General features: G+C 70.7%; 1 protein-coding gene. It reads right to left on the reverse strand.

Going from position 1 to position 3600, the window contains the following annotated elements; translation table 11 throughout:
* Positions 1 to 86: 86 nt before the first annotated feature.
* Positions 87 to 3230, reverse strand: coding sequence for an isoleucine--tRNA ligase (gene ileS / locus AOK00_RS33055; RefSeq protein ID WP_055603843.1), 3144 nt, complete (start codon positions 3228 to 3230; stop codon positions 87 to 89).
* Between the last annotated feature and the right edge of the window lie 370 nt (positions 3231 to 3600).

Here is a 3600-nt window from a genome sequence, read left to right on the forward strand (position 1 = left end):
GGTACCGCCTCGGCGGGGTGGTCGGCCGTGGTGGGGATGCGAAGGGCCCGGCACCCACGGGGGTGCCGGGCCCTTCGCCGGGGTGGTCAGGCCTTGCGGAGGCGGAACGTCAGGCTCAGGGACTCGTCCGTGAACGGGTCGCCGTACGTGCCGTCCGCCTCGCCCTGGGCGTGGTCCGTGGCCAGGACCTCGTCCGCGATCAGGGCCGCGTGGGCCGTCAGGGCCTCCGCCGTCTCCGGGGAGTCCGTCAGCCAGCGCAGGGCGATCCGGTCGGCCACGTCCAGGCCGCTGTTCTTGCGGGCCTCCTGGATCAGGCGGATCGCGTCACGCGCCAGGCCCGCCTTGCGGAGCTCCGGAGTGATCTCCAGGTCCAGGGCGACCGTCGCGCCCGCGTCCGAGGCCACCGACCAGCCCTCGCGGGGGGTCTCCGTGATGATGACCTCCTCGGGGGTGACGGTGATGTCCTCGCCGTTCACCGACAGGGTCGCCTCGCCCGACCGGAGGGCCAGGGACAGCGCCGCCGCGTCCGCCGCCGCCACCGCCTTCGCCACGTCCTGGACGCCCTTGCCGAAGCGCTTGCCCAGGGCGCGGAAGTTCGCCTTGGCGGTGGTGTCCACCAGCGAGCCGCCCACGTCCGAGAGGGAGGCGAGGGAGCTGACGTTCAGCTCCTCCGTGATCTGGGCCTGGAGGTCGGCGGAGAGGGCCGCGAAGCCCGTCGCCGCCACCAGGGCCCGGGAGAGCGGCTGGCGGGTCTTCACGCCCGACTCCGCGCGCGTCGCCCGGCCCAGCTCCACCAGACGCCGGACGAGGAGCATCTGCTCCGAGAGGGTCCTGTCGATCGCCGTCGTGTCCGCCTCCGGCCAGGTCGCCAGGTGGACCGACTCGGGGGCGTCCGGCGACACGGGCACCACCAGGTCCTGCCAGACCCGCTCGGTGATGAACGGGGTCAGCGGGGCCATCAGGCGCGTGACCGTCTCCACCACGTCGTGGAGGGTGCGGAGGGCCGCCTTGTCGCCCTGCCAGAAGCGGCGGCGCGAGCGGCGCACGTACCAGTTGGAGAGATCGTCGACGAAGGCCGAGATCAGCTTGCCGGTGCGCTGGGTGTCGTACGACTCCATCGCCTCGGTGGTCTCGACGACCAGCGTGTTCAGCTCGGAGAGCAGCCACTTGTCGAGGACCGTGCGGTCGGCCGGGGCCGGGTCCGCGGCCGAGGGGGCCCAGCCGGACGTGCGGGCGTACAGCGCCTGGAAGGCCACCGTGTTCCAGTACGTCAGGAGGGTCTTGCGGACGACCTCCTGGATCGTGCCGTGGCCCACCCGGCGCGCCGCCCACGGCGAGCCGCCGGCCGCCATGAACCAGCGGACCGCGTCGGCGCCGTGCTGGTCCATCAGCGGGATCGGCTGGAGGATGTTCCCCAGGTGCTTGGACATCTTGCGGCCGTCCTCGGCGAGGATGTGGCCCAGGCAGACCACGTTCTCGTAGGACGACTTGTCGAAGACCAGCGTGCCGACGGCCATCAGCGTGTAGAACCAGCCTCGCGTCTGGTCGATGGCCTCGGAGATGAACTGCGCCGGGTAGCGGGACTCGAAGAGTTCCTTGTTCTCGTAGGGGTAGCCGTACTGCGCGAACGGCATCGAGCCCGAGTCGTACCAGGCGTCGATGACCTCCGGCACCCGGGTGGCCTCCAGCGAGCAGCCCTCCGTCGGGCAGCCGAAGGTCACCGCGTCGATGTACGGGCGGTGCGGGTCGAGCTGCGACTGGTCGGTGCCCGTCAGCTCGGTCAGCTCGGCGCGCGAGCCCACACAGGTCAGGTGGCCGTCCTCGCAGCGCCAGATCGGCAGCGGGGTGCCCCAGTAGCGGTTCCGGGAGAGCGCCCAGTCGACGTTGTTGGTGAGCCAGTCGCCGAAGCGGCCGTGCTTGACCGAGTCCGGGAACCAGTTCGTCCGCTCGTTCTCCGCGAGCATGCGGTCCTTGACCGCGGTCGTGCGGATGTACCAGGACGGCTGCGCGTAGTAGAGCAGCGCCGTGTGGCAGCGCCAGCAGTGCGGGTAGCTGTGCTCGTACGCGATGTGCCTGAAGAGCAGTCCGCGCGCGTCCAGGTCGGCGGTGAGCGCCTCGTCGGCCTTCTTGAAGAAGACGCCGCCGACCAGCGGCACGTCCTCCTCGAAGGTGCCGTCGGGGCGGACCGGGTTCACGACCGGCAGGCCGTACGCCTTGCAGACCTTGAGGTCGTCCTCACCGAAGGCGGGGGACTGGTGGACCAGACCCGTACCGTCCTCGGTCGTCACGTACTCGGCGTTCACGACGTAGTGGGCCTCGGCCGGGAACTCGACGAGCTCGAAGGGGCGCTGGTAGGTCCAGCGCTCCATCTCGGCGCCCGTGAAGGACTCGCCGGTGGTGACCCAGCCCTCGCCGAGGGCCTTCTCGACCAGCGGCTGGGCGACGACGACCCGCTCGTCGCCGTCGGTGGCGACGACGTAGGTGACCTCGGGGTGGGCGGCGACCGCCGTGTTGGACACCAGGGTCCACGGGGTCGTCGTCCAGACCAGGAGCGCCGCCTTGCCGGCCAGCGGGCCGGAGGTCAGCGGGAAGCGGACGTAGACCGAGGGGTCGACGACCGTCTCGTAGCCCTGGGCCAGCTCGTGGTCGGAGAGGCCGGTGCCGCAGCGCGGGCACCAGGGGGCGACCCGGTGGTCCTGGACGAGCAGGTCCTTGTCGAAGATCTGCTTCAGCGACCACCAGACCGACTCGATGTACGAGGGGTCCATCGTCCGGTACGCGTCGTCCAGGTCGACCCAGTAGCCCATGCGGGTCGTGAGCTCGGCGAACGCGTCGGTGTGCCGGGTCACGGACTCGCGGCACTTGTCGTTGAACGCGGCGATGCCGTAGTCCTCGATGTCCTTCTTGCCGGAGAAGCCGAGCTCCTTCTCGACGGCGAGCTCCACGGGGAGGCCGTGGCAGTCCCAGCCGGCCTTGCGGGCCACGTGGTAGCCGCGCATGGTCCGGAAGCGGGGGAAGACGTCCTTGAAGACGCGGGCCTCGATGTGGTGCGCGCCCGGCATGCCGTTGGCGGTCGGCGGGCCCTCGTAGAACACCCACTCGGGGCGTCCCTCGGACTGTTCGAGGGTCTTGGCGAAGACCTTGTTCTCGTGCCAGAAATCGAGCACGGCGTGCTCCATCGCGGGCAGGTCTACCTGGGCGGGCACCTGGCGGTACTGCGGCGGTGTCATCGAGTTCCTCCGGCGGACTGTCGTCGTTCCGTCGGAGGGACGAGAGCGCTGCTCCCGCGGTACCACCCTCCTTGGCCCGGGGCACGCGCGCCCTGAGCCCCCTCATTGGGGTCGCGACGCCGGGTCTAGTCACCGCGGTTTCCCGCGGCTTTCTTCCGACGGCTCCGGGGTGATGCTTCACATCGGGCTCGCCCCCGGGCTCTCACCGTCCCCGGGTCGCTCATGGCTGCGTACGACGCTACTCGTCCCCATCCAAGCCTTTCGCCAGGACCAGTGTACGGGGCCCGGGGTGGGGTGGCAGACCGGTTTTCCCGTGACCCGAATGGCCATACGGGGCGGGTCGGACTTGGTCTGCGGCCATGTGGGGGAG

The sequence above is a fragment of the Streptomyces aureus genome (assembly GCF_001418135.1).
GTDB lineage: Bacteria > Actinomycetota > Actinomycetes > Streptomycetales > Streptomycetaceae > Streptomyces > Streptomyces aureus_A.

What these genes read in the sequence shown, in the direction of transcription:
- ileS (WP_055603843.1), bottom strand. Translation starts at nt 3,230, where the DNA reads ATGACACCGCCGCAGTACCGCCAGGTGCCCGCCCAGGTAGACCTGCCC.